Raw genomic sequence first — 25,839 nt, forward strand, 5'->3', positions numbered from 1 at the left:
CCTCAAACGATGACCCGAAAGCTACGCGAATGATAGTCAACTTTCGGGTCTATTCAGAAAATAAGCAGGAGGTTATGAGATGAGGGCATTCCAACGTAAATTGAGCGTTATTCTTTCAACTACACTCTTAGCTACAAGTGTACTACCGTTACCAGGTGCGTTACAGATGTTTGGCAGTTCTACAGCATTGGCAGCGAGTGGTCAAAGTGTGACCTACACGAACAATTTCGAAACGGGAACAGAAGTAAACCTCTCTGATAAAGGGGCAGTAACGTCCGACACAGCGGTAAGCGCAAGAGCTACCTACTCTGGAATGAATGGTCAATTTTTGGCTGCGAAGAACCCGAATGGCGGCAATGAAATCTTTTATTTTAACGATATGCCCGATGTGGCTAATGGGACATTCGAAGCTAAAATAAACATTGATGGAGGGGCTTCTGAACAGTTTGGATTCATTGCAAGGTATAAGGATCCAACACATTATGCGATGGTTTCCCGTGACGGGAATGGTTGGATATGGGATGGGTTTAATGGGGGAAGTGAGGTTTGGGGGTCTTATCTGAACAAGACAATCAAACTGGATCCTGGCAAAACATATACATTCAAAATGACATTCAGCGGGGATACGTACGAAGTATATCTCGACGGAGCACTTGTTTACACATCAAACTCTGGTGGTGCGCTACCGCTTGCGGGAGGTAAGGTAGGCTTTCGATCTTACTACGCTGCAAAGACATTAAATATCGATGATGTGAAAGTAACGGATAGCGATAAAGGGAATGCGGTCGTCTATACGAGAAATTTTACAGATGACGCAACGCCGGGCTTACAAATGGGGGCTGCGACAGCCGTTGTTCCTACGTATTCGTTCAAAACGCCTTTACAAGGCTTTAATGGAAAGGCTGCACAAATTACGACAACAAATGGCGCAAGCCAAGTGGTTGACAGCAAATCGCCATTAGCCATTAATGGAACCTACAGTGCCAAACTGCAGCTGGGCGGCACTTATAGCTCGGCAGGACTGCTGTTCCGATATGTCGATGAGAGTAACTGGAGTTCCGTTAGAACCGATAGTGCTGGTAACTGGACGTTAACAGGTAAAAAAGAGGGTGCAGATGTTTCGTATAACTTAACGAGCACGCCTCAACCCTTAAGTTCAGCTGCAGTACACAATGTGAGTGTAGGGTATGAAGGGGACACCTATACCCTTACAGTGGATGGCACTGAGATCTATACGGGTACACAAGTGGGCATGTCCGTTATGAATGGCAGCCAGGGTTACACAGCAAGCTCCACAGGAACATTAACAACTTACATGGATGATATGCAAGTTACGTATAAGGAAGGTGACGTCTATACACCGCCGAAACCTACTACGTACATTCGAAACTATAACGATGGCCTAACAGGCACTTGGAATAAAATAGATGGAACGGCCTACTCACCGATACCAGCTATCGCGAATAATAAGCTGAACATTACCAATCTGTTTGGGGAAATCTATGATAACGATTCACTGCCGATCCAAGATGGTACGTACACCATTAAGTTCAGAACGAATATTGATACGGGACGTATCGGTTTTATTTTTAGATACATCTCACCTTCACAGCCCTACGCGATGATTTACTATAATACGAATGGAAATTGGGGCTGGCAAACCGATGCTTCACATTACGGCGATCTGACAACCAGCGGGCCTAATATTACGGCGAATACCGATTACACGCTCAAAATTAAATATATCGGCAAGAGCATTAAGGTCTGGTTAAATGACACGTTGGTTTGCAGCGGAAGCGCGGATTTCCCAGTCGCTGAAGGCAAGGTAGGCCTAAGAAGCTGGTTCACATCCAAAAATATTACAATCAGCCAAATCTCACAGGAAGCGTATATCCCGCCAACACCGCCACAACCGACAGCGTTACAGCCGATTACGATTTCATCAGAACAATTGAGTGTGAGTATGGATAACCGATTCCCGACAGTACGCAGTTATACGTGGCTTAGCAGCGAGGCTCCGAATGCAACCCTGCAGGGTCAAAGCGATTTTCTATACAATGTAAAAATTAACGGCAATGACGGCTTCGCAACTGTACGAAGTGCAACGAAAACGGCAGGAGATACGGTCGTTTATCAACTTGACGTTCCCGTAGTGGATGATAACTCAGAAGAGGCAGCAGGCACTGTGAATATGACTGTTACTTATAAAGTCACGGGCAATATCGTGAACATGGCAACGCGTATCAATAGTGAACCTTCAGGTTATAAAGTGCGTACGGTGGAATTCCCTAACCATAAGTTAGTCACGGTGTCGAGCAGCAATCCCGATGCGCAAGGGGCTTCCTCATGGGTAACTGGGGAATGGAATAAGATGAGTGATGAATTCTATACCAATGACGCGATCTACGGAACGAAACTAAAAGATCAAGCTGTAGATAGTAAGCTAAGATCGTACGGTTTTGTGAGTGATGGCAAGTTAGCGGCATCGATTATGAATGATGTGGTAGAGACTCCAGGCAAAATTGTGATGAATATTCAAGCGGATTCAGATGGCGTCAACAAGCAGCTTTCGATGTGGAACGGCGTGTGGACGGCCAGAGGAGATATTATCGATGACAGTAAATTCCCGCCCAAATTTGATTTCTCTTCAAAAATTATTATTGCACCTGATCGGAACGATGATGGCACAGCGGATTGGAAAGATGCAGCGATTGATTTCCGCAATGTATGGTCGGAGAATCTCCTTCCAGGCGCAAGCGAAATTAATAAATATGTCTCGTATATTGCGATGAACTTCAACAGCTTAGCGCAAAACCCATTCTTACGTACATTGGATAACGCCAAGAAGCTTTACAATTTGTACGATGGCTTCGGGCAGCTTATTCTGGAAAAAGGATATCAGGCAGAGGGGCATGACGATAGTCATCCAGACCTTGCGGGCCACTTCGGCATTCGTGAGGGTGGTCTGAAAGATTTTAACACGCTTGTCGATGAAGGGTTAAAGTACAATGTGAAAGTAGGCGTTCATACGAATATTGATGGTCAAGATCCCGATGCTTATTATGCCAAACCGGAAAATTGGGGCAGCACAAGTTCGAACTATGACTGGGTTGACCCTACGTATCCGTCGAATCGTGCCAAAGATTTAACAGGCGGAGATTTGGAGAAAAGGTATACCCAGCTTAAACAAGAAGTGCCGAATCTTGCCATGATTTATGATGATGTGTATAGCGGAGCTGGTTGGCACGCGAATCAATTTTCTAACATTATTCAGAACAAACTTGGCTTCTGGTTTGCCACAGAGTTCTCTGGACCGCTGGAGGAAAATGTGATTTGGACCCACTGGGGAACCGATCCTTATTACCCAAGTAAAACACCGGGTAGTCAGATTATCCGTTTTATTAAAAACCAGTATCAAGACACGTTCCAGGCACCAAGCCCGTATACCAGCGTTTTATTGAGAGGTATGCTGCAGGCAGGGGTTGGGACTTGGCAAGGCAGAACGGATATGCAGAACGGGATTGATTTATTTTATAATAACAACTTGTTAACGAAATATATGCAGCACTTCCCAATTCTCAATACGACGCATGATGCTTCTGGTATGGATAAAACGGTTGTTTTTGGAGACGGAGTCGTCGCTTCCTTGGATGAATACCATGCAGATAGCGCAGATTCGAATTATATTATTGGTACGGCTTCGCTCAAGAAGGACGGCAAAACGATTGCGAAATATGATGTGTTGAATCATAAAAACTGGGGAGATACCGGCGTAGGTCAATTAGATGTGAGTAATCAGAAGAGCCAGTTATTCCTGCCGTGGGATCCACAAAATGAATCCAAGATTTACTACTGGAATCCAAAAGGTGGTTCGACAACGTGGGAATTGCCTAACAGCTGGAGCGGCTTGTCTTCCATTGAAATGTATAAGCTTACGGATACAGGGCGTGTCTGGGAGCGTACGCTGCCAGTTGCGAATGGTTCAGTCACGATCAACAACACAACAATCGGTGTTCCGTATGTGATCTACAAATCCAAAGCGGATGAACAAAATGCAGATACGCAGCAAGCTGGCGATTTCGGATTCGGCGGACCTGTAAAGGATCCAGGTTTCGATAGCGGTGCTTTTGCATCATGGGAGAAAACTTCTACAACGAATGCGACAGCTGGGCATGTAACTGTTGAGCATGATTCCTTGAAGAACAACTTCCTGAAAGTAGCCGGGAAAGACGATGCTACAATTACACAGAACGTCTATGGACTTGAAGCAGGGAAAACGTACACGGCTTCCGTCTGGGTAGACATTAATAATGCGTCTACATCGAATGGTAACGAAAACAAATCGCGCAGTTCCTCGGACAGGACAGTTACGATTGGTGTGAAAAACTACGGCGGTCCAGAAGTAACGAATTTTATCACTTCATCGAAAATAAAAAACTTAGAAGAGCCTAGTAAATTCAAAAATACGTACTATCAACGAATGAAGGTCGATTTTACGGCGGATGCCACAGGAAAAGCAACGATTTACCTGAAAGCTGATGCTACGACCGTTGCGAATTCCAATGTGTGGTTTGATGATGTGAAGCTGTGGGAGAATCCAGGTAAAACCGATTATGGCACTCATTACTTCTATGAAGACTTCGAAAATGTCTCAGAAGGCTATGGTCCATTTATGTTCCAAGCAGCTTCGAGCGGAGGTCAAACGCATCTGGCCGAAAAGGTGAGTGATGAACTGAAAGCTGCCGATCCTTATATTACGCAGCCAATGACCTATGTTATTAACGGTAATTTCTCTTTGAAGACGAATGAGCAAGATTTCATTTCAAATGCAAGTACACCGCTTGTTGCTGAGCTCTTGGCAACTGTGCCATCAACGCTCAAGCTATTGCCGAGTACACATTATAAAATCAGCATGAGTTATGAGGCGAATAAAGCAGGGTTGTATCAGCTCTCTGCCAAATCAAGATCGAATGGTCAGACCTATAGCGTGCCATTGTCCTCTGCAACAGGTACAGGCAAATCCTTACTACCAGGATTTACGCTGCCGATCATTAAATCTACCGGTACAGCGAATGCGGTATTAGATTTTGAAACGGGCAGTAAGGACGATTATTATATTGCAATCGAATCGGTTAAACAAACGGCACAGCCGTCATTATCAGCCATTGATGTCGTTTTGATTGTCGATGATTTGGTTGTCGATGATTTAACCCATCCGCAAGCGTTGACAGCCGCAGAGGTTGCTGCTGGCATTACCAGTATCGCAGCTCCTGCACAGGATGCCGGCAGTTTGACACTGCCAAATGTGCCAACTGGCTATAGCCTTGCAATTAAAAGTACAGATCAACCTTCGGTTATTCAACTGGATGGAACCATTGTACCTTCCAATGTGGAGACCACGGTAAATCTCGTTTTGGAAGTGACGCGGACGTCAGATGGTAGCAAAGCGCTGACTATTAGCTTACCCGTTGTCGTATCGGCCCAGTCGCAACAACCCAATAAGGTTCTACTCGATGGTGTGAACACGGTCATGACTGGAGGCACGTTTGATTTGACCTACGGATTGGCCAATACAGAGGAGAACATCTTAGCTCAGGATTTGACGTTCACTTACGATCCAGCAAAAGTAGAATTTGTTGGTGTGGAATCTGTCAGTGATCGTTTAACCATTGTGAGTAAGAAGCTGACAGAAGGCCAGGTCCGAATTCTTGCGGTCAAAATCGGAGGAGATTCGCAAACAACTGCTAACGACCATCTATTGCAGTTGCATTGGAAATCCAAATCACTCAGTGAATCGTCGAGTACTACGATTACGATTTCGAAGCTGTTGATCGCGAATGCCACTGGAGAGGAAACAAGTCTCGCCATTACGTCTCATGGCATAGCCATTGCATATGTGGATAAAGCGTCGCTGCAAGCCCTTATATCGGAGGCTCAGCAATTGCATGATGCAGCAGTGGAAGGTACACTCGTCGGCCAATATCCAGTTGGTTCTAAAGTGGCACTCCTTGCAGCTATTAGCACGGCGATTGCGGTCATTAATGATGCGTCTGCAAGCCAAGATGATGTTGCACAAGCTGCGAGCGCATTGAGTGCTGCACTTGCAACCTTTAGAGCTTCCATAATTACGGGAACACCAGGTGATCTAAACAACGATACGAAAGTAAGTATCGGTGACTTGGCTATTGTTGCGAAGCACTATGGCGCTACTTCGGCTGATGCGAACTGGAATTCCATTAAATTTGCTGACGTTAATAAAGACGGTGTAATCGATATTGCGGATCTTGCTTGGATTGCTAACAAGATTTTGAACTAGATTTTCCCAGATCCCATTAATTTCAACTTGCGGTACGTGCTGGGCGATTGATCGAATGCTTTCTTGAATAGCTTGGAAAAATGAAATTCATCATAAAAATGCAGTTTAGCTGCTATTTCTTTCAACGATAAGCTAGTGGTTTCGAGAGCAACTCTCGCAGCCGCTAGCTTTAGTTTTAGTAGATAATCGGTTGGAGACAAGCCTGTGAGTGCACGGAACCGGGTGAAAAAGGTCGTACGCGACCAGCCGCTTAGCTGGAGCAGGTCTTCAATGCGAATTTGTTTGTCCAAATTTCGATGGATATAGATGAGGATTTGGTTGAGCTCAGTGTGATGAGAAAGGGCAACCAACGAATGTTCTTTTGCCCATAGGAGTAAAAGTTCTTGCAGCAAGATGTTGGATGCATATTCGTAGCCGAGGGGTTGAGCAATTAAGCCGTCAATCATCCGTTCGCACAATTGTATGGCTTCTGCCATTTTGCCTGTCGAGATTACTTCCCCTATTGGAAGCCGAAGATTGCGGGCCATGTCCAGCTGGCTGAATTCCAGAAAATAAAACTTCCAATCGTTGTTCAGACATTTGTACATGGAAGGAATGCCTTCTTCTACGAAGAAAAAGGTGTTTTTCTCTATTTGGTAAGTATGATCGGCCACTGTAATGCTGCCTTTTCCTTCATAGGTAATGAATAGACCTGGCATGTCAAAGCCATTCCGTTTCGTTACTTCATAGCGATTATCGGCATGAACCTTCCAGATGGAGCGAAATACGGGGGTGGGAACGTCCTGTTTTTCTAATTTATAAGGAATGTCGATAAAGGTCATGGGGGACTCCTCCGCTTCGAGCGTCATTATTGTACGATTATACATGAAATGGCAACGCTAATCCATGGTTGAAATCGTCACCACACCCTATACTTAGACTATAAGCAAGAAAACACTTAGGAGTGTGGATGACGATGACGACGATGTTGAAAGTAGGCAACCGTGAATTAGAGATGCATGGAGAGCATTTAGAGGAACTGAGAAGCTCTAATGATATTTTTCATGATATTGCAGCATTGTGTGAGCGAATGGAAGAGGATGGCTACTTGCTCATTCGTGGATTTCATGATCGGGACAAGGTGCTTACGGCTCGTACAAGTATCTTGGAAAAAATGGCGCAGATGGGCAAGCTAAATCGCGACACGCAGCTTGAGGATGGTGTGATGGCTGATGGCAGCAAAACTATTTTCTTTGGGGGAACGAATGAAGATTTGCCTGCCCTCTTAAATGTCTTGAATGGCGATCATATTATGCGCTTCTTTGATGAATTTCTTGGTGACCAATCGTTAACGTACCATTACAAATGGCTGAGAGCCGTTGGGAAAGGCGATTTCACTGGGGCACACTATGATATCGTTTACATGGGGCGAGGCACTCATAACGTGTATACGGTATGGTCTCCATTGGGCGATGTCTCTTATGAGATGGGAGGTCTAGCCATTTGCCTTGGCTCACACCGTTTTGAGAAATTGAAGGCTTCCTATGGCTCCAAGGATTCTGATCGTGATGGAGTTAATCACTATACAGATGATCCGCTGTTCATTACGGAGAAGTTTGGCGGCAAATGGGCAACAACCGAATTTCAAGCAGGAGATGTGCTTATCTTTGGCATGTTCTTGATGCATTGTTCCCTTGAAAATACGACAAACCAGTACCGGATTAGTGTAGATGCGAGGTATCAGTCTGCGAATGAGAAGGTAGATGAAAGATGGAGCGGGAAAAAGCCGAGGGGCCATTCTAAATAAGGGGAATGCAGCAATGGAGATTCGATTAATCAAATCGTTGTGGGGAATGGAATCTTCTACCTACAAAGAAGCTTTAGCCGCAATTGCTGCTGCCGGATATGACGGTGTGGAAGGCCCCGTTCCATCTGCGGAGCATTGCGAGGAATTCACGGCGCTTTTGCAAGCGCACAACCTATCGTATATCGCACTCATTTCGACATCTGGTGAGCATGAAGAAGCTTTTACTGCTGGCGTGAAAGCTGCGGCTGCGCTGCGACCGGAGTTAATTATTTCACACAGTGCGCGGGATTGCATGGATGACCAAAGACAATTGAAATTTTTTAAACATGCAATTGCCGTTGAAAATACTTACGGAATTCCTGTCGGTCATGAGACGCATCGGCATCGTGCGATGTTTACGCCGTGGACGACCGCGAAATTGTTGACAGCCCTCCCAGATTTGAAACTCACAGCCGACTTTAGTCACTGGTGCTGTGTGTGTGAATCACTGCTTGAAGATCAAACCGAGCATCTGCAGCTGGCTATGGAGAGAACGATTCACATCCATGCCCGTGTCGGCTATGCCCAAGGCCCTCAGGTCCCACATCCTGGAGCACCTGAGTATGCCCGAGAATTGCAAGTACATGAGTCGTGGTGGAAGCAAATTTTAGAAACACGTACAAGGAAAGGATTTGCCTATACGACGATCACATCGGAGTTCGGTCCACCGGGCTATATGCCAACAATCCCTTTCACAAATGAGCCAGTTAGTGATTTATGGGAGACGTGTCTTTGGATGGCTAATCGTCTGCGTGAAACGTGTAGGGATTGAATTAGAAGAATGGCTGCTGATAAGAGGCAGACCATTCTTTTTTTTCGTTCAAATTTTTCTATGCTGACCAGGGCTAATACCCGTTATCGATTTAAACGTTTTGGAAAAGTGATGAACATCTGTAAATCCGCAGTATTCGCTCACTTTCTGAATGGATAACCCCTCCTTCAATAGCTCCTGGGCATGCTGGATGCGTAAATGCAACAAATATTGGTACGGTGTCGTGCCAAAATGCTGTTTGAAAAGGACATTAAATCGAGATGGCGAAAGCCCGGCTCTTCTTGCCATATCGATGACGTTGATTGGTTCGGAAATGTGGAACGCAAAGTAAGATGTGATCCAATTTAAAAAAGGCTGGTGAGATAGCGATCCCGGCTGGGGCTGCATGTAGTTTTTGAATAAAGCAGTCAGAAATTCATGAGCTAGCTGATTGGCTTCCATGACGCCTATATACGTTTGCTGCTGCCAGCATTCGATCATTTTCAGTACCAGATCTCTCATTTTATACGAATGGGCCGTATCCAGTTTAAAAGGAATTCGGAGCTCCTCGCAATCGTGCATCCTGGGTTGCATATAAGAGGTATATGGCGTCATGTCCAATTGCCCAGGCAAGGTGACAAAGCTGCTTTCCCTCAATGGATTATAGAAGAAATCAAGGTGAATATAGGGATTAATTGTATTGGTTATCCCCTTAATCGTATGCACGTCCCCAGGCTGAAACAGGCAAAGGTCGCCTTCCTTCAACCTATGGATGTCACCGTTCAGCTGAATCTCGAACTGACCCTCTTGCACATAAAAGAGGATGTAATCCAGCAAGTTGCGTTCCCCTAATACAAACGGTTGTCGAATTGCATAGCCCGCGATACGAATGAAAGGAGCTACTGCATAATTTTCTAAAATCACAAGTGTGACACCTCTTTCAGGATGCGATCGCAGTTGTTTTTTACATAAAAAAAGCGGTTAATCCACAAAGAATTCAGTCTATGTTTCCATTATGATAAAGGGAGTAGGTTACTAAAGTATATCATGTAGCATAGGGAGGATACATCCATGAAAAACGTATATAAAGGCGCCAAAACGCGGGAAATCAGTTTTCCATTAGGTGGAATCGGAAGTGGAAGTATCGGACTTGCAGGGAATGGAAGATTGGTGGACTGGGAAATTTTCAATCGTCCGAACAAGAAGAGCTTCAACGGTTTTAGCCACTTTGCTGTAAAGGCAGAACGAGATGGAAAAGTGTTGGATGCACGGGTGTTGAATGGGGATTTGCAAGGTTCTTACATCGGTGAACACCTTCGTGGTGCGCCTCTACATAGCGGGTATGGCTTCGGTCCAGAGAGTCAGACGATGGCAGGCATGCCGCATTTTGAAGAAGTAGAGTTCAGAGGAGAATTTCCACTGGCTGAAATGTCATTTAAGGATACGAATTTTCCAGGACGTATGGAATTACTGGCCTTTAACCCGTTTATTCCCCTTCAAGCGGATGATTCAAGTATACCTGCAGCCTTTTTTGAGTGGGAACTGGAAAATACGACAGATGAGTCGATTACCTACACACTATGTCTGTCTGCCGGCAACCCGATTCCAACAGAGAAAGTTGTTCATCAGTACAGTGAAACTGGAGGTGTCCATTCAATCCAGTTAGGATCGCATCAGTTTGACCGCGAAGATCCCAACTTTGGAGATATAACGATTGCCACAGATGCGGCAGATGTTAGCTATCAAGAATTTTGGTACCGGGGCGGATGGTGCGATAATCTGGAGATGTTCTGGCATGACTTTACGCAACCTGGACACTTGCGCAACAGGCAGTATCGTGAGGATGAGCCTCCCATGTACAGGAAAGATACGACATCACTTGCTGCGCATATGGAGCTGCTGCCTGGCGAGAAGAAAAAGATTAGATTCACCATCAGCTGGCACTTCCCGAATGTGAACAATTTTTGGAATCCGAATCCAGAGGGCCCTAACGTATGGCGAAATTACTATGCAACCCTATTTGAAAATTCTCGGGCGAGCGCGAAGTATGCTCTCGAGCACTGGGATCGGTTACTCGGAGATACGCTTGCTTTAAAAGAAGCGTTGTTTTCTTCCACGGTGCCTGACGTTGTCAAAGACGCGGTTTCTGCGAACTTATCGGTCATCAAATCGCCGACGAGCTTACGTCTGACCGATGGTTCTTTTTATGGATTTGAGGGCTGCATCGAGGATACCGGGTGTTGCGAAGGCTCCTGCACGCATGTGTGGAACTATGCCTATGCGCTGCCATTTTTGTTCCCAGCGCTGGAACGAAGTATGAGGGATCTTGATTTTAAGTACAACAAACGCGAGGACGGTAGAATGTCCTTCCGCTTAATGCTGCCGCTAGGACGAGAAAGGATGGACTTCCGCGCCTGTGCTGACGGACAATTTGGCGGCGTCATTAAAGCCTATCGCGATTGGAAAATATCAGGTGACACGGATTGGCTGCGATCTGTTTGGCCTGCTATCAAAGAATCCATAATGTACGCTTGGGCAGACAGCAACGAGGACAAGTGGGATCCTGGCAAGCAGGGAGTTCTTGTAGGCAGACAGCATCATACGTTGGATATGGAGCTTTATGGTCCCAATTCCTGGCTAAGCGGATTTTATTTGGCTGCTCTCAAAGCGGGTGCCGAAATGGCTGCATGCCTAGGCGATCAAGCGACAGCAGATGAGTTCAGCTCATTGTTTCAAAACGGCAAACGATGGGTAGATGAGCATCTTTTTAATGGTAAGTATTACGTACAGCAAGTCGATTTATCGGATAAATCGTTGCTCGATCAATTTGATGAAAAAACGGTTCGTCAATACTGGAACGAGGAATTGGGAGAAATTAAATATCAGGTTGCTGAAGGCTGTGTCATCGATCAGGTCATTGCGCAGTGGCATGCTAATTTATGCGGGCTTGGAGATATTTTTGATAGAGGTCAAACACGCACTGCACTACAGTCTCTTTATCGAAATAATTTTAAAGCCAGCATGAGACACGAGTCCAATACTTGGAGATTGTACTCGCTAAATGACGAGGGGGGCATTGTGATCTGCACATGGCCCGAAGGAACGAGCAAGCCAGCGATTCCTTTGACTTACAACACGGAAACGATGACGGGCTTTGAGTATCAGGCAGCTTCGCACATGATCCAAGAAGGATTCGTCGAAGAAGGACTGTCCATCGTTCATTCGATTCGTGCTCGTTACGACGGGGAAAAGCGTAATCCGTGGAACGAGATCGAGTGCGGCAGCAATTACGCCAGATCGATGGCGAGCTACTCCTTGCTGCAGGCTTTCAGCGGATTTGAATACAATATGGTTACAGGGATGATCGGATTTAACCCTGTGTATTCCGAAGAAGGGATATTCCGTACCTTCTGGTCACTCGATGCAGGCTGGGGGATCTTCGAGCAGCGTCCGGAGCAAATGCTCCTTCAAATTTTAGGTGGCCAGCTCGACTTAAAGATAATTAAACTTCCCGTGGAGCAACTCATGGCTATTGAACACATGGAATGGAATGGCGATAACTTGGCGTACAGCATCGTTGGGAATGAAATTCATCTTACTGGCGGGCATAAGTTGGATGTAGCGCATCCGCTTGTCATCAAGCTCCGCTCATAAACTATGCTCTATTTTCCACGATACATGGTAGCCTGAGGGATAAAGCCTCAGGCTATTTGTTGAAGACCAAAATTTGTTCCGAAACCTAATTCTTGTCATAAAAGCGTCAAATAGATCACATTAGTTCGTTGTGGGACTTAGCTATTCATACTATGATTACTTATGCTTTAACATGAATTTGCAAGGGTTTCTTCTTTAACATGAGCCTTACATAGGAAGGGGGGAGCTCCGAACATTAGCATGGAAAGATATGGTGAAATTTGATGCCGCTTTCAATAAAAGTATGGAAAAACTGGAGGCTGAAATTATGACAATGAAGAGTAAAAGTTCGTTCATATCATCATTCTTGGTTATGATAATGGTTCTATCTACTTTATTTTTTGTTGATAACCAACAAGCGAATGCTGCAACTGTAACCAGCAATGCTTCGGATGATGCAACCATGTGGGGAACAAGTTTAATTGGACCTACAGCAACAACGATGGCAGTGAATTTTTCGCAAGACAAAAGATCGTATATGAAATTCAATGTCAGTAACTCGGGAACCATTACAACTGCTGTTCTTAATGTGAAGTGTATCGTTGGTGGAGTAGCGAATATAGGCGCATATGCTGGAACAGGTAATGATACTTGGAATCAAACAACACTTGCTTGGAATTTCCAGCCTGCTCTAGGTGCCTTGTTATCATCGAAAAATATGACTTTTGTGGCAGGAACGACCTATTCCTTTGATGTTAAACCCCTTGTGAATGGCAATGGAACGTATTCCATCATCTTAAAGGGTATCTCCGGAAATGAAGTTACTTTTTCCACGAAAGAAGGAACAACCACACCCAACATCGTTACGACTACGACTACAACTCCACCCCCAAGTGGACCAGACCTTACGGGTTATACGTTATTTAGAGACTACTCGTTTGGAACATCACGCAACGTCAACAGTATTACATCTCTTTCCAATTCATTTAACGCTTATGGTGTAGCAGGAACAACGGTCATCAATAATGAATGGCAGCGTTATCAACCTATTAATAGCACAAATCATAATTTAACATCTACAACTTTGGAGTTAACAGCAACACCAAACTTAGGCGGCGTCTATGATGGAGGAATAAGCAGCGGCCAAATCACGACGAAGGAAACCTTCTATCCTTACGATGGGAAAACCTATATTTTTCAGCTAAGAGCCAAAATACCTAAAAAAGTGGGAGCCTGGCCTGCCTTCTGGCTGTATTCTCCTGGTGGTGCTGGATCTACGACTTCTGAAATAGATATCGTTGAATTCTTTGATACACCAACACAGAATACGTATGACTGGACGGGATTTGATCATGGTGATGGTGTATTTTCTGATTATTACAGTATCATGACGAATCAATGGGTCTGGCATCCTGGAACGGATTTTTCAGATGACTATCATCTATATACGCTTATTTGGAAGGAAGGCAATCTTCAGAAGTGGGTAGATGGAACCTTAGTTAAAGGAACGCTATTCAGATGGGATGGCCCAGCACCGCAGGTTCTCATTAACCTTGCCATGGGTGGAAACACGAATAATAATCCAGTTGCCTCTTCGTTCCCAGCAGCGTTCTCCTTAGATTACTTCCGCGTATATGTGAAAAATAATTAAATAGACAGTAAGTAAACCCTCCTTCTGTTCAAACTGATGGAGGGTTTATCTTTGAACTCTTAATAAAAGGATCACAAAACCGTCAGTATAGTCATTTTCCGATATGTTGGAAATTGCAATTTACCTATATAATTGAGAGTGGATAACCCGATAGGAGGAATCGTAAATTAAACCTTTCCTATGACATGTTTTTCCAATAAAATGAAGTGAAAAAGAGGTTAGCGGAATGCTTCGTAAAAAAACATTGCAATTCAAATTCATTCTTGGTTTTTTTATCGTAACGGCTCCATTGATCTTTTTTCTGTTTTACAATAATTTTTATTCGATGAATGTCGTTCGAAATGAAGTGTCGCAGTCTTACTATGATCTTCTAGAATCCAAAGTTACCTTGCTGGATCAAACGTTGGAAGATACGAGCAATTATATTTTACGTCTAGGTACAAGTGATTTTTCCTATACCAATTTGATTCCGCTTACATTGTACCCCATGGATAGCGGCGAATATTTCATGGCCAAACAATGGTTTTTACGAAAATTTAAGGATGATCTTAGTATTTATAAAGGGATCGATACGTTCTTTGTCTATTCGAAGAAAAATAATGATATGATCACCCAACAGAATACCTATGAAGATGTTCAAAAATTCGAGGGCGTTTTACATTCGTTTTTTCAAGACAATAAGCATATTGATTTTCTCAACTGGCAGATCATGTCTTGGGAACATAAAAACTATTTGGTGCGAGTTATCGAAATTAGTCCAAAGGAAATTAATCGAGAGCTTTATGTTGGTGCAGTGATTGATATCGAAAGTTTTTTGCGTCCTCTGCAGCTGCCTAACCGTGGACGCAGTTGGAAAGAGCTCCTGCTTATGTCCAATGACGGCACGCCGCTGCTACCAACTACATTATCTATGGATAATGTAAATGAGATTCTCAAAAAATGGAACCATTCCGACTCCAAATATGTCTCGTTTTCAAATGCAGCCAGTGGGACCAAGTATTTGCTTGTTGGGTTCCCTTTTCAGTACGCGACAATGAGTCTCTCGGTCATCATTCCTGAAAAAGTTTTGCTTCAGAAGCTGCTTTATTTTCAACGTCTGCTCTTTTTGATTCCCTTAGGATTGCTCATTGTACTCATTTTTTATCTATTATTTGTAAAGCAAGTTGTTTTGCTGCCAATGAATATACTTATTAAAGGGATGCGTCGAATTACCCGTGGGGATCTGGATGTTAGACTAGAAGATAATTCGACCACAGAATTTTCCTTCTTAATCGAAACATTCAACAAAATGTCCTCCCAAATTCATACGTTGAAAATTAATGTATACGAAGAAATGCTTAAAGCGCAAAAAGCTGAATTCAATCATCTACAGACCCAAATTAACCCGCATTTTTATTTGAATTCCTTAAATATCATTTTCAGCTTATCCTTGCTAGAAAAAAATAACTTAGTTCAAGAAATGACCAAACATTTGGCTAATTATTTTCGCTTTATTACTCGGGCTCATCGGGATACGATTTTACTTTCCGAAGAGCTTGGACATATCGAGCATTATTTAGAAATTCAAAAACTGCGTTTTCCGAATAAATTGTTGTTTGATATATCCATGCCAGAGGCGTATTCGCAGAATAGCGTTCTTCCCTTAATGATTCAACCTTTTGTGGAGAATGCGATTATTCACGGGATGGATAAAGGAAAGGCCATCTTTCATATTGAAATAAAGGTACAGCCATCGGTAGGCTCACCAGACTGTTATGAGGTACTCATTATCGATAACGGAAAGGGAATTCCAGCGGATAAGTTGCAAATGTTTCAAACAGGTCAATATACGGAGGGATCTGGATCAGGCCATAACCATCTTGGCATTTGGAACGTTCACCATCGTCTACGAATAAAGTATGGCTCACAAGTGAAAATTTTGTTCGATAATGGTGTTGAGAAGGGAACTATCATCCGCTTAATCATTCCTATTCAACTGGTCGCAGCAGATCAAGGAGGCAGTTTGGATGTATAATTTGCTTATTGTCGATGATGAAGTGTATGCCGTAGAGGCACTTTTGAAAGGGATTCATTGGTCTGAGCTGGGGTATAGTGGCATTTATTGTGCGTACGATGCCGATGAGGCTATGGAAATTATGCGTACGGTTAACATAGATATTATGCTTAGCGATATTGAGATGCCCGGGAGTAACGGACTTGAATTGGTTGATTGGGTGAAAGAAAACTACCCGCTAATCGTGACTGTCTTCTTGACCGGACATGCGGATTTCTCTTATGCACAGCAGGCTGTTCGTTTAGGAAGTTTCGAATATTTACTGAAGCCCATTGATATGGTTCAATTGCAGCGAGTGATGCTTAAAGCGCTAGACAGGCTTAAGGAAGTGAAGAAGGTTGATCAATTTGATGAAACCTACCAAACGTATGTCAAGCTGTGGGAAAAGCAGAAGCCGCTGCTGACGGAGCGGTTTTGGCAAGACATTCTATCACAGCGTGTCATTCCGAATGCAGAGAACTTGAAAGAATTGCTGCCATCCTATAATCTCTCATTTGACCCCAATACGCTGATTTTGCCAATTCTACTTAGTGTAGAACTTTGGAATAAAGAGTTTAGCTTGCGTGATGAAGAAATTATGGAGTATGCGCTTCGCAATGCCGCGGCGGAAATGTTCTTCCAATCCATGCCAGGGGATGTTATTCAAGATCGAAACGGCATTCATCTCATTTTGATCCATTTGACAGCGCATACAGACCTGCAAATGAACGAATTACACGCGATTTGTTATAAGTATATTGAAGCATGCGCACAATTATTTTATTGCAGCTTGTCTTGTTACGTGGGAAGGCCAGTTCATATCAAGGAGTTAAGTGAGAATTATCATGCATTACTTGATTTGGAAGCATGCAATATTACCAATATGAAGGTTGTTCAATTTCAACAAGGCCAGCCAGCGAATCCATCGGATCAGAAAAAATCATCTGTTGTGATTGATTGGGTTGACTGGGCGGTATTATTTGAACTTGGTAAAAAAGAAGAGCTCTTGAACAGAATGGAAGCCGTCTTGACAGGGCTTCAAGATCAGACGATCACTTCCGAAACGATAGACGTTTTGTATCATTCGGTGCTGCAAATGGTTTATCAGGTATCGCATAAAAGAGGTTGGTCCGTAAAGGAGTTCATCGGTTCGAAAAAGTGGGTTGGGGAAGCATCAGCTACACGTTCAATCGTTCAATTTAAATTGTGGGCATCACGTATTATCACAGCTGGAGTCGACTATATTCATTGCCAAGAGCTGGATAATTCCTCATTAATCGAAAAAATCAAACAATATGTGCATGCCAACTTAAAGGATGCGACCAGAGAAAGCATTGCTTCCTATGTTTACTTGAATTCTGCCTATTTATCACGGCTGTTCAAAAAAGAAACAGGGCAAACTTTAATGGATTTTATCATCTATGCCAAAATGACGAAAGTCAAAACCATGCTGACTGAATCGAATCTCAAGATAAGTGAAATCTGCGAAGCTATGGGTTATGATAACTTCTCTCATTTTGCCAAAATGTTCAAGAAACAAGTAGGTATTAGCCCACAAGAATTTCGCAAACATTACCAAAATATAGGTTGACTCCGTAGATAAACCCTTGAATGAATGTCTTAATTCATCCAAGGGTTTATCTATGTTTACATGATGATTGCTTATAGATGTTGATTGTCATAAAACCGTCAGGGAGGTCATTTTACTTCGTAGGAACCTTGATTTCACACCTTTATAATAAGGGTATCAGAGATGTTCGACTATGGAGGGAGGTGATTACGATGATTCAAAAATCGAGAAAAGGATCATTGTTGAGAAATATATTTAAAGAACGGTACCTGCTTCTCATGTTGTTACCGGGGACCATCTACTTAATTTTCAACAATTACATTCCAATGTTCGGAACGGTTGTTGCGTTCAAAAGCATTAATTATGCGTTGGGTTTTTGGAAAAGTCCATGGGTAGGTTTCGACAATTTTAAATTTTTGTTTAATTCAAGTGATGCATGGGTGATCACCCGAAACACAATCTTATACAATCTTGTATTTATTGCATCAACCTTAGTGTTTTCCGTTACCTTCGCAATTTTATTGAATGAATTAAAAAATCGCTACTTTGCTAATTTGTACCAAAGTGTGATGTTTCTCCCGTATTTTTTATCGGCTGTCATTGTTGGTTACTTGGGTTTCTCATTTCTGAGTGAGGAGTTTGGATTTCTAAATAGGAATATTTTAGCTCCTTTGGGTATTGCCCCGATTTCCTGGTACAGTGAGCCTAAATATTGGCCCTATATTTTACCCATTGTCCATATTTGGAAAAACATTGGTTACTCAACCGTTATCTATCTTGCGGCAATCGCAGGTATTGATAAAGAGTATTATGAGGCTGCAATTACGGATGGCGCTACGAAATGGCAGCTAACGAAGAACATCACACTACCTGCTATCAAGCCGATGATGATCATTCTAACCCTGCTAGCGATCGGTCACATCTTAAATGCCGATTTCGGATTATTTTATCAATTGCCTTTGGATGCAGGGGCCTTATACTCGACGACAAATGTCATTGACACCTACGTGTATCGCGCATTGCTCCGCTTAGGGGATACAGGGATGTCATCAGCTGCAGGATTATACCAAGCTGTAGTCGGTTTTGTACTAGTTTTAAGTGTGAATTATCTGGTTCGTAAAATAGATAAACAAAACGCACTCTTTTAGTAAAGGGGAAAGGAGATTATGAGCTTGGATACATCTATGGCTACGGAAAAGCGTTTACATGATGCAGCTAGCATAAAAAGGAAGTATAAAGATCCGCTTGCGATTACTAACAAAACAAACATCATGCTCAACTTCTTTTTCCTGTTCTACAGTTGCTTAAGTCTCATGCCGGTGTTACTCGTTGTATCTGTTTCGTTCTCGGATGAAAAATGGGTAGCGCTGGAAGGTTACAAGTTAATTCCTCACAAGTTCAGTTTAGCTGCTTATCAATATCTCTGGTTTGATATACAGAATATAATAACAGCTTATGGAATCTCCATTCTCGTAACCGTTGTAGGTACAATTACTGGTTTATTAATTACGGCACTCTTTGCTTATCCATTATCAAGAAATGACTTCCGTTATCGTGGATTGTTCTCCTTCATCATTTTCTTTACCATGATTTTCGATGGCGGTCTTGTTCCCTGGTATTTGGTGTTTGCCAATATTCTTCATATGAAAGATACGATATTTGCTTTGATTATCCCAGGATTATTGATGAATGCCTTCTTCGTCATCGTGATGAGAACATTTTTCCAAACGACGATTCATCCTTCGATTATTGAATCGGCAAGTATAGACGGGGCAAGTGAAGGCAGAATTTTTGCGCAAATTGTGTTGCCGTTATCTCTTCCTGTTCTTGCGACGATTGGATTGTTCTACTCCCTTGGTTATTGGAACGGTTGGTACAACAGCCTAATCTTTATTAACAATGACAAAATCATCAATCTCCAGTACATGATGTATAAGGTCTTAATCAATCTACAGTTTTTAATATCGAATGCGCAGGTCGCCTCTGGTATCAGTTCATCCGAAATCGCCAAGGTACCGAATGAAACGGTTCGAATGGCCATGTGTATTATTGGAACGGGCCCGATGATATTCGCTTACCCATTCTTTCAAAAGTATTTTGTAAAAGGATTGACCGTTGGTGCTGTAAAAGGCTAATTCCAGTTCTACGCTGGTTAGTATATAGTAGAAATATACTTAGGAGGTCAAGTATGAAAAACACTAGAAAAACAGTTCAATTATCCATGGTAACCTTTCTTTCCTTATCCGTTGTAATGACGGGCTGCAGTACCAAAAAGGAAGAGGTGATCGCAAGTGCAACACCCGTCGCTAGTACGAAAGTAGAGACGGTCACCCCGTCCAAGAAGCCTGAGCTGGCTCCGTATACGATCAAGATGGTCGTACCTGGATCAGGTGCACCTAAAGATCTAGCGCTGGTGAATCAAGAAGTTAGTAAATACTTGAAGGATAAGATTAATGCATCCTTTGAATTATCCGTGATCGATTGGGGAAGCTGGCAGGATAAGGTTAACTTAAAGTTTGCATCAAGTGAGCCATTTGACTTATTACAAACCATGAACTGGGATAACTTTGGCACGAAAATTCAGCAAGGTAATATTATTGATTTGACGGCACTCATTGACAAAAATGCACCGGATCTCAAAAAAGTAATTAATCCAGTCTTGTTAGATGGATCTAAGGTGAATGGCAAACAGTATGGTTTACCCATTAATAAAGAGATAGCAAGTCAAGCAGGGGTTATGCTGCGCAAAGATTTGATTGATAAATACCAAATTGACATTACAAAAATCAAAAAAGTGGAAGACCTAGAGCCGATTTATCAGATGATTAAAGATAAAGAGCCTGGTGTGACTCCCTTATATTTGAATAAAGATACGAGTATCGATTGGGTACTGAATCCGTTGAATTACGAGGATTTAGGCGACAGCAGTCCTGGTTCGGTTGTGAGAGGAGCCAAAGATTACAAAGTTGTTAATGCATTTGAAACCCAAAAAGCAAAAGATCAAATGGATTTAGCACGCAAGTGGTATTTGGCAGGTTACGTTAATAAAGATGCTGCAACAATTGGGGATACGACAGGGGCTTTAAAGGCTGGAAAGGCATTCTCGTATGTCCAACAACTTAAGCCTGGTAAAGATGCTGAGGATAGTTTGGCTTCCGGTGTTCAATGGGTACAGGTAGAATTAACCAAGCCGATCGTTAGAACTTCCGATACGACGGGATCCATGACATCGATCTCCAGAACTTCGAAGGATCCAGATCGCGCGATGATGTTCCTGAATTTACTTTATACAGACAAATATTTAGTTAATTTGCTCGCTTTCGGAATCGAAGGAAAGCACTTTGTTAAAAAGAGCGACAATATTATTGACTTCCCTGCTGGCTTAGACGGTACAACGTCAGGTTATGTTTTGAATGGCGCTTGGATGTTCGGTAACCAATTTAATGATTATCTGTGGGCAAATGAAAACCCGAAAAAGTGGGAAAATTTCCAAAAGTTCAATGCATCTGCTGAAACAGCGAGTGTACTCGGATTTATTTTTAACCCAGAACCTGTGAAGAATGAGATTGCCGCCTTTAATAATGCGAAAAAAGAGTTTGAACCTGGTTTATTCTCAGGTACCGTTGATCCCAAAGAATATTTGCCTAAATATATCAGTAAATTGAAAGCGATTGGTGTCGATAAAATTATCGCCGAAAAACAAAAGCAACTGGACGAGTGGGTTAAAACAAAGAAGTAAGACCTAATCAAGTCGTATAGTTCGAGGTGAGCTCGTATGTTTGAGAAAATATTAAGTTCCGATCAAATCGAACAATTTAAGGAGCTTGGATGGGTGAAGGTAAGTGGAGCCTTCCCACGAGAAACTGCGCTTGCATGTCAGCAGTTCCTATGGGAAAAGCTTCGCGAGAGAGGGGTTTATCAAGAGGATCCTTCAACTTGGGATAAACCCATTATTTATATCCAGGAAGCGTATCGAAGTCCTGAGTTTGACCAGTGTAATACGCAACGAATGGCGGATGCGATTGAGGACTTGATCGGACCTGGTCGTTGGCAAGATCGCGGTGTGTATGGTATGGATGAGGTTCAATCGACGTGGGGCTGGTGGCCGGTCAATTTTGCACTTGGGGCTGACAGAGAGTGGGATGTTCCTACAGATGGCTGGCATTGGGATGGCATTCATTTCCGGCATTATGTCGATAGCCCCGAGCAAGGACTCCTATGTCTATGTATTTTTTCCGAAATAGGTCCTCGTGGCGGCGGCACGTTAGTGCTGGAAGGCTCACATAAGCTAGTAGCTCGGTTTCTATCTGGGCATCCAGAGGGGATGGAATCGCAAGCAGCGATTGATAGCTTAAATAGGCAACACCCGTACTTGTCGGAGCTGACAGGGCTAACGAAATCACAGGATGAAAGCACGGGGAACAGAATTGAAAAATTTATGAACACGTGGCATACGGATGCTGATGGTATAGAATTGCGGGTTGTTGAGACTACAGCATCCACAGGGGATATCATTCTTTGTCACCCCTTTCTTTACCACACAGCATCTCAGAACCACAGTGGAATACCCCGCTTCATGTGCAATAAGACAACACCGTTGAAAGAGCGTATGAATCTGAATCGAAGTCAGGAAGTCGATTATTCGCCTTTAGAAATGAGTATTCGGAATTCATTGGGTCTTTGAATCCAATAGGTAGGTGAATAACAGGCTGCTGTGGTCATCGGCAGTCTGTTTATTTATATCGGTTAACCCAATTGCAAAGAAGGAGATATGCGAATGATTCCAGTACATAAATTTTGGGAAGATCCAAAGGTGTTAGAAGAAAATCGGGAGCCTGCAAGGGCCTCTTATATTCCATATGATGAACGCAACGGAGATCAGCTTACCCGTAGAGGCAGCTCATCTTACTATCAGACATTGAACGGCCTGTGGAAATTTCAGTATAAGGAAAGTGTGAATCAAGTCATCGACGAATTTTATCAACCTGATGTTGACACACAGTCTTGGGATAGCTTGCTAGTACCTTCCTGCTGGCAAACAAATGGCTACGATCACATGCATTATACCAACGTCAACTATCCCATTCCATGTGATCCTCCTTACGTGCCTGATACGAATCCTGCAGGTCTATATATCAGGGATTTTAAACTATCAGATCGATGGTCAGAGAAAGAGAAGTATATTGTTTTTGAAGGCGTCAATTCGTGCTTTTATTTATGGGTAAATGGTGAATATGTTGGCTACAGTCAGGGGAGTCGTATGCCTGCAGAATTTCACATTACACCGTATATGAAGCAAGGCGGGAATCGGATTGCGGTTATGGTTTTAAAATGGTGTGACGGTACTTACTTGGAGGATCAGGATTCGTGGAGATATTCAGGGATTTTCCGAGATGTTTATTTACTAGCAAGAAATCAGACTCACCTTCGAGATGTATATATTCAGCAGGAACTTGACTCGGCATATAAATTTGCGGATTTGAACGTTACGTTGGCGTCAACGGGCGAACTTGAGGTAAAGGCTGAGTTGCGAGACAGATACAATCAAGTGGTTAATTCCTCAGAATATAGGATCGGATCGAGCCAGGGAATCTATCAGGGAACCTTTCAACTCCGAGTTGAAAATCCTTATCTTTGGAATGCGGAACAACCTCACCTCTATCAACTCATTCTGAAAGCTGGGAATGAAATTTTACGATTCCAAGTTGGCATTCGGAGCATTGCTATTAACGATGATGTTTTCCAGATAAACGGGGTTGCTGTGAAGCTGAAAGGCGTTAATCGGCATGATTCGCATCCCAAGCTTGGACAAACCATCCCATTCGAACATATGAAACAAGATTTACTGCTAATGAAAAAGCATCATATAAATACGGTTCGTACCGCTCATTATCCAAATGACCCAAGGTTTTTGGATCTGTGTGATGAGCTTGGATTTTATGTCATAGATGAAGCCGACCTGGAATGCCATGGCATTGGAATGGCTGGTAATTGGGAGAACGGCGCTATTCATAAGCTATCTGAGAATGTAACGTGGAGAGATGCTTTCGTGGAACGCGCCATACGAATGGTGGAACGGGATAAGAATCATCCCTCTGTTATTATTTGGTCTATGGGAAATGAGTCAGGCTATGGCTGCAATCATATCGCAATGGCCGAATGGACGAAAGGGCGCGATCCATACAGACTGGTTCATTATGAAGGAGCTGCCCCTGATAATAAAGGCAGTAAGCATATCGAATGCTTAGATATAGAAAGTCGTATGTATACGTCGGTAAATTATCTTAAGGAGTATGGCAGGAACCACTCGAATGAGAAGCCATTATTTTTATGCGAATATAGCCATGCTATGGGAAATAGTTCGGGCGATTTACATGATTATTGGGAAGCAATTAACCACTATCCCAATTTAATGGGAGGGTGTGTCTGGGAATGGTGCGATCATGGCATTGCAACAACCTCCATAGATGGAATTCCTCATTATGCTTACGGTGGAGATTTCGGCGATCTGCCGAATGATGGCAACTTCTGCTTGGATGGTCTTGTTAGTCCAGATCGGCAGCCCCATACCGGATTGCTCGAACTTAAACAAGTCATAGCGCCTGTTAGAGCGAAAGAGATCAATTTGACAATAGGGATGTTTAGTATCTTCAATCACTATGACTTCATCGATTTGTCGCATGTATCACTGCATTGGAAAACGGAGAGCCACGGTGAAATTCTTGAACAAGGCATGGAAATGGATCTTCATGTACCTGCAAAAGGTAAATCTGAGTTGCACATTCCTTATCAACTTCCACCTTCTTCGCAGCACGAGATCGTCTTAACGTTATCATTCCGTCAAAAGTATGAAACAGGTTGGGCTGAGCTAGGGCATGAGATCAGCTTCGAGCAGTTCATTTTACCCGTACAAACAGAAGTATCTGCACATGAACATCGCAATGACAATGAAGAAGTTCATGTTAGTGAGAATGGATCTAGACTGCGAATAGAAGGCTTGGAATTTATTCATACCTTTGACATGGAGGCAGGAACCTTCATCGGATTGTCCATGAATGGGGTTGAGCTACTGAGTAGTCCTGCTGTCTTCACCGTTTGGCGCGCACCGACAGACAACGATATGTATGTGAAAAAATCGTGGATGGAGGATGGCTTCGATCGAACGACGATGAAGGTTTATGACTGTGAATGGCAAAGACGCACGGGCGCGAAGATCGAAATTTGCGTAAATTTCTCCTTAGGTGGATACATTCGATATCCTATTTTGCATGGACGTGCGGTATGGACAATTTCTGGCTCAGGTAAAATATCGCTTGCGGCAGATATTCGTATGCGCGAAGGGCTTCCGTTTCTGCCTCGTTTCGGACTGCAGATTACGATGCCGGAAGGCGCAGAAGAAGTTGAATATGTTGGATTCGGCCCGCATGAAAGCTATCAGGATAAGCGGCAAAGCGTGAGGAAGGGCAAGTATAGAACCTCTGTTAATGGGATGTTTGAGGATTATATTAAGCCTCAGGAGAATGGTTCCCGATATGGAACAGAATGGTCATCTGTCACGAACCTACTTGGAATGGGACTGCGATTTGAGGCTGAGCGTCCATTCTCTTTCAACGCTTCTCACTTCACTCCGAATGATTTGACGAAGACTTCACACAATTATAAGCTAATCAAACGTAAAGAGACGATTATCCATCTAGATTACCGAATGAGTGGAGTGGGCTCTGGTTCATGTGGACCGCAGTTGTTGGAACAGTATCAGTTAAATGAAAATGAGTTTGAGTTTAAAGTAGATATTATTCCTGTTTTTAAAGAGGATGAATAGGTTTTAATGTTCGCAAGAGCGGAAAGCGATTATGGCTTACTGCTCTTATTTATTATTTGTATAAGATCATGTTATTTGAATCGAAATGCGTTTACACCTCGAACAGGTGCATCCCGAAACTTTGCAGTCAACATGACGGAAATCCAAGAGAATTACCCATTTTGCAATTTACTTTGTGAATTGCGACTCCTAGAATGACTGTAGAGGTGAGTTGAAGGCTCACCTTACCAAGCTAGGTT

The 25,839-nt window shown here is 43.1% G+C and carries 14 protein-coding genes; 12 read left to right on the forward strand and 2 right to left on the reverse strand.

All coding sequences use genetic code 11. From position 1 onward, the window contains the following. The first annotated feature begins 79 nt into the window (after window positions 1–79). Window positions 80–6,316 (forward strand): endo-alpha-N-acetylgalactosaminidase family protein, encoded by a 6,237-nt coding sequence (locus tag AC58QO_RS00825; protein WP_497263156.1) that lies wholly within the window; start codon window positions 80–82, stop codon window positions 6,314–6,316. Here the strand turns inward: AC58QO_RS00825 and AC58QO_RS00830 are convergent. Then, window positions 6,313–7,137 (reverse strand): AraC family transcriptional regulator, encoded by an 825-nt coding sequence (locus tag AC58QO_RS00830; RefSeq protein WP_497263158.1) that lies wholly within the window; start codon window positions 7,135–7,137, stop codon window positions 6,313–6,315. The two genes, AC58QO_RS00825 and AC58QO_RS00830, sit on opposite strands and share 4 nt — an antisense overlap. Before the next feature lie 134 nt (window positions 7,138–7,271). Between AC58QO_RS00830 and AC58QO_RS00835 the strand changes: the two genes are divergently transcribed. Together AC58QO_RS00835 and AC58QO_RS00840 are read left to right on the forward strand one after the other, a co-directional pair. Then, on the forward strand, window positions 7,272–8,102 hold the full coding sequence (locus AC58QO_RS00835; RefSeq protein WP_497263160.1) for a phytanoyl-CoA dioxygenase family protein: 831 nt from the start codon (window positions 7,272–7,274) through the stop codon (window positions 8,100–8,102). Window positions 8,103–8,115: 13 nt separating this feature from the next. Next, window positions 8,116–8,913: a sugar phosphate isomerase/epimerase family protein gene (locus AC58QO_RS00840; RefSeq protein WP_497263162.1), complete on the forward strand. Its 798-nt coding sequence runs from the start codon at window positions 8,116–8,118 to the stop codon at window positions 8,911–8,913. A gap of 48 nt (window positions 8,914–8,961) precedes the next feature. On the opposite strand, the gene AC58QO_RS00845 is transcribed toward AC58QO_RS00840, so the two are convergent. Then, the gene (locus AC58QO_RS00845; protein ID WP_497263164.1) at window positions 8,962–9,816 is read right to left on the reverse strand and encodes a helix-turn-helix domain-containing protein; all 855 of its coding nucleotides are present in this window, start codon (window positions 9,814–9,816) and stop codon (window positions 8,962–8,964) included. Window positions 9,817–9,963: 147 nt separating this feature from the next. On the opposite strand from AC58QO_RS00845, the gene AC58QO_RS00850 reads away from it, so the two are divergent. The 9 genes from AC58QO_RS00850 (at window position 9,964) to AC58QO_RS00890 (ending at window position 25,600) form a co-directional block, all read left to right on the forward strand. Then, window positions 9,964–12,546: a GH116 family glycosyl-hydrolase gene (locus tag AC58QO_RS00850; RefSeq protein WP_497263166.1), complete on the forward strand. Its 2,583-nt coding sequence runs from the start codon at window positions 9,964–9,966 to the stop codon at window positions 12,544–12,546. Between the two features lie 307 nt (window positions 12,547–12,853). Then, on the forward strand, window positions 12,854–14,176 hold the full coding sequence (locus AC58QO_RS00855; RefSeq protein ID WP_497263169.1) for a CBM96 family carbohydrate-binding protein: 1,323 nt from the start codon (window positions 12,854–12,856) through the stop codon (window positions 14,174–14,176). Window positions 14,177–14,402: 226 nt separating this feature from the next. Next, window positions 14,403–16,190 carry a sensor histidine kinase gene (locus AC58QO_RS00860; protein ID WP_497263171.1) on the forward strand — a complete coding sequence of 596 codons (1,788 nt, stop codon included), beginning with the start codon at window positions 14,403–14,405 and terminating at the stop codon, window positions 16,188–16,190. Further along, window positions 16,183–17,799 (forward strand): response regulator transcription factor, encoded by a 1,617-nt coding sequence (locus tag AC58QO_RS00865; RefSeq protein WP_497263173.1) that lies wholly within the window; start codon window positions 16,183–16,185, stop codon window positions 17,797–17,799. The genes AC58QO_RS00860 and AC58QO_RS00865 overlap by 8 nt, the downstream gene beginning before the upstream one ends. A 191-nt stretch (window positions 17,800–17,990) precedes the next feature. Continuing rightward, entirely contained in the window at window positions 17,991–18,926 is a 936-nt protein-coding gene (locus AC58QO_RS00870) for an ABC transporter permease (protein ID WP_497263175.1), read from the forward strand. Window positions 18,927–18,950: 24 nt separating this feature from the next. Beyond that, window positions 18,951–19,913 carry a carbohydrate ABC transporter permease gene (locus AC58QO_RS00875; protein WP_497263177.1) on the forward strand — a complete coding sequence of 321 codons (963 nt, stop codon included), beginning with the start codon at window positions 18,951–18,953 and terminating at the stop codon, window positions 19,911–19,913. Between the two features lie 53 nt (window positions 19,914–19,966). Further along, window positions 19,967–21,517 (forward strand): ABC transporter substrate-binding protein, encoded by a 1,551-nt coding sequence (locus AC58QO_RS00880; protein WP_497263179.1) that lies wholly within the window; start codon window positions 19,967–19,969, stop codon window positions 21,515–21,517. A gap of 36 nt (window positions 21,518–21,553) precedes the next feature. Beyond that, entirely contained in the window at window positions 21,554–22,462 is a 909-nt protein-coding gene (locus tag AC58QO_RS00885) for a phytanoyl-CoA dioxygenase family protein (protein ID WP_497263181.1), read from the forward strand. Window positions 22,463–22,555: 93 nt separating this feature from the next. Then, complete coding sequence (locus AC58QO_RS00890; RefSeq protein WP_497263183.1) at window positions 22,556–25,600, forward strand: glycoside hydrolase family 2 TIM barrel-domain containing protein; 3,045 nt, start codon at window positions 22,556–22,558, stop codon at window positions 25,598–25,600. Window positions 25,601–25,839: the final 239 nt, after the last annotated feature.

Source organism: Paenibacillus sp. J31R30 (assembly GCF_059692115.1).

What these genes read in the sequence shown, in the direction of transcription:
- AC58QO_RS00890 (WP_497263183.1), top strand. Translation starts at nt 22,556, where the DNA reads ATGATTCCAGTACATAAATTTTGGGAAGATCCAAAGGTGTTAGAAGAA.
- AC58QO_RS00870 (WP_497263175.1), top strand. Translation starts at nt 17,991, where the DNA reads ATGATTCAAAAATCGAGAAAAGGATCATTGTTGAGAAATATATTTAAA.
- AC58QO_RS00830 (WP_497263158.1), bottom strand. Translation starts at nt 7,137, where the DNA reads ATGACCTTTATCGACATTCCTTATAAATTAGAAAAACAGGACGTTCCC.
- AC58QO_RS00860 (WP_497263171.1), top strand. Translation starts at nt 14,403, where the DNA reads ATGCTTCGTAAAAAAACATTGCAATTCAAATTCATTCTTGGTTTTTTT.
- AC58QO_RS00880 (WP_497263179.1), top strand. Translation starts at nt 19,967, where the DNA reads ATGAAAAACACTAGAAAAACAGTTCAATTATCCATGGTAACCTTTCTT.
- AC58QO_RS00825 (WP_497263156.1), top strand. Translation starts at nt 80, where the DNA reads ATGAGGGCATTCCAACGTAAATTGAGCGTTATTCTTTCAACTACACTC.
- AC58QO_RS00850 (WP_497263166.1), top strand. Translation starts at nt 9,964, where the DNA reads ATGAAAAACGTATATAAAGGCGCCAAAACGCGGGAAATCAGTTTTCCA.
- AC58QO_RS00865 (WP_497263173.1), top strand. Translation starts at nt 16,183, where the DNA reads ATGTATAATTTGCTTATTGTCGATGATGAAGTGTATGCCGTAGAGGCA.
- AC58QO_RS00835 (WP_497263160.1), top strand. Translation starts at nt 7,272, where the DNA reads ATGACGACGATGTTGAAAGTAGGCAACCGTGAATTAGAGATGCATGGA.
- AC58QO_RS00840 (WP_497263162.1), top strand. Translation starts at nt 8,116, where the DNA reads ATGGAGATTCGATTAATCAAATCGTTGTGGGGAATGGAATCTTCTACC.
- AC58QO_RS00885 (WP_497263181.1), top strand. Translation starts at nt 21,554, where the DNA reads ATGTTTGAGAAAATATTAAGTTCCGATCAAATCGAACAATTTAAGGAG.
- AC58QO_RS00855 (WP_497263169.1), top strand. Translation starts at nt 12,854, where the DNA reads ATGACAATGAAGAGTAAAAGTTCGTTCATATCATCATTCTTGGTTATG.